Below are 2,006 nucleotides of genomic sequence, written 5' to 3'. Positions count from 1 at the left end.
ACCAGCAATACATCGCCGGCTACACCGAAGGTTTTGAGGACCTGAAGGCGCGGATCGGCGAATTCACCCCGGAAAAGATGGAGCCGATCTGCGGCATCGCCGCCGACACCATCCGCGAAGTGGCGCGGATGTACGCGCGCGCGAAATCCTCGATCATCTTCTGGGGCATGGGCATCAGCCAGCACGTCCACGGCACCGACAACGCGCGCTGCCTGATCGCGCTGGCGCTGATCACGGGGCAGGTGGGGCGTCCCGGCACCGGACTGCATCCGCTGCGCGGCCAGAATAACGTGCAGGGCGCCTCCGACGCCGGCCTGATCCCGATGTTCCTGCCGGACTATCAGCCGGTCGGCCGCGCCGATCTGCGCGAGCCCTTTGAAAGGCTCTGGCATCACGAGCTCGATCCCGTTCGCGGTCTCACGGTGGTCGAGATCATGAACGCGATCCATGCCGGCGAAATCCGTGGCATGTATGTCGAGGGCGAAAACCCCGCGATGTCCGATCCCGACCTGCAGCACGCGCGCGAGGCACTGGCGAAGCTCGACCATCTCGTGGTGCAGGATCTCTTTGTCACGGAGACCGCGTTTCATGCCGACGTGATCCTGCCGGCCTCGGCCTTCGCCGAAAAATCCGGCAGCTTCACCAACACCGACCGCCGCGTGCAATTGGCGCGCGAGGTGATCAAGCCGCCCGGCGACGCAAGGCAGGATCTCTGGATCATCCAGGAGATCGCCAAACGGATGGGACTTGACTGGAATTATGGCGGACCGGCTGACGTGTTCGCCGAGATGGCGCAGGTGATGCCGTCCCTGAACAACATCACCTGGGACCGGCTGGTGCGCGAGGGGGCCGTGACCTATCCGGTCGACGACCCGCACAAGCCCGGCAACGAGATCATCTTCACGACGGGATTTCCGACCGAGAGCGGCCGCGGCAGGATCGTGCCGGCGCATGTCATTCCGCCGGACGAATTGCCCGACGCTGAATATCCGATGGTGTTGTCGACCGGCCGTGTGCTCGAGCATTGGCACACCGGCTCGATGACGCGGCGCGCCAGTGTGCTCGACCAGATCGAACCGGAGGCCGTGGCCTTCATGTCGCCGAAGGAGATGCGGCGAATGAAGCTCGCGCCCGGAGACTTTATGCGGCTCCTGACCCGTCGTGGCGCGGTCGAGATCAAGGTACGCGCCGATCGCGACGTGCCGGAGAACATGGTGTTCATGCCGTTCTGCTACGCCGAAGCCGCCGCCAACCTGTTGACCAATCCCGCGCTCGATCCGTTCGGCAAGATTCCGGAGTTCAAGTTTTGCGCGGTCAGGGCCGAACCGGTGGAGATGCGCACGGCGGCGGAGTGAGGTTCAATTCGCGCCTGCCGCGGTGCTCGCCCCAGGAGGTAATGGTTGCGAACTGGTTGTCGGGCGCTCGCTGGTAGCGGTCACAGCCTCGGCCGGCTGCACGGTCTTATGCTGCGCGACGATGTTTTCGAGCCGCGCGATGTTTTCCAGCAGACGCTGGCTGGTCAGGACCAGGAAATAATAGCCGAATTGCGGGTTCTGAAAGTAGATCTCGAGCAGCTTCTCGTAGGTGATGGTCAGAACATGGCCATGCTCGAGGCACACGATCGTCGCCGTCCGGCGGTTGTCGGGTGTGAGGAAACCCAGTTCGCCCATCAGGCGTCCCGGGGTAAGCTCGACGCCGATTTCCTTCACCAGGAATTTGCCGGTGACGGTCAGCAGCATCTCGTCGGCCGGATCGTCCTTTTTGAAAAGAACATCGCCCTTGCGATATCGACGCTCCGTCATGAACGGCTTGAGCCATTCCATCGACGCATCGCCCTGCGCGGCGGTCCGGGCCTTCTTGACGAGACTGAGCATTTGACGGAGGCGAACGGCATTGATGGGAAGCATCAGGAGATACAGCAGCAGGGTCTTGACGTCGTGGGCCAGCACGCCAAAGCCGACGAAGAAGGCGCAGCCGATCATATTGGAAACGCGCAGCGGCACCAT

1 protein-coding gene and 1 pseudogene are annotated in these 2,006 nt (G+C 63.0%); one reads left to right on the top strand and one right to left on the bottom strand.

Going from position 1 to position 2,006, the window contains the following annotated elements; genetic code table 11:
* Window positions 1–1,355: molybdopterin oxidoreductase family protein (locus tag WCB02_RS18415; protein ID WP_423960185.1), on the top strand; the 1,355-nt coding region annotated here is incomplete at its 5' end.
* Window positions 1,356–1,460: 105 nt separating this feature from the next.
* Here WCB02_RS18415 and WCB02_RS18410 read toward each other — a convergent pair.
* Window positions 1,461–2,006 (bottom strand): annotated as a pseudogene (locus tag WCB02_RS18410) (Crp/Fnr family transcriptional regulator); the annotation flags it as partial.

The organism is Bradyrhizobium sp., assembly GCF_049581145.1.
Classification (GTDB): domain Bacteria; phylum Pseudomonadota; class Alphaproteobacteria; order Rhizobiales; family Xanthobacteraceae; genus Bradyrhizobium.
Note: the sequence above shows the minus strand (reverse complement) of the source record. Positions and strands in the feature narration are given on the sequence as shown.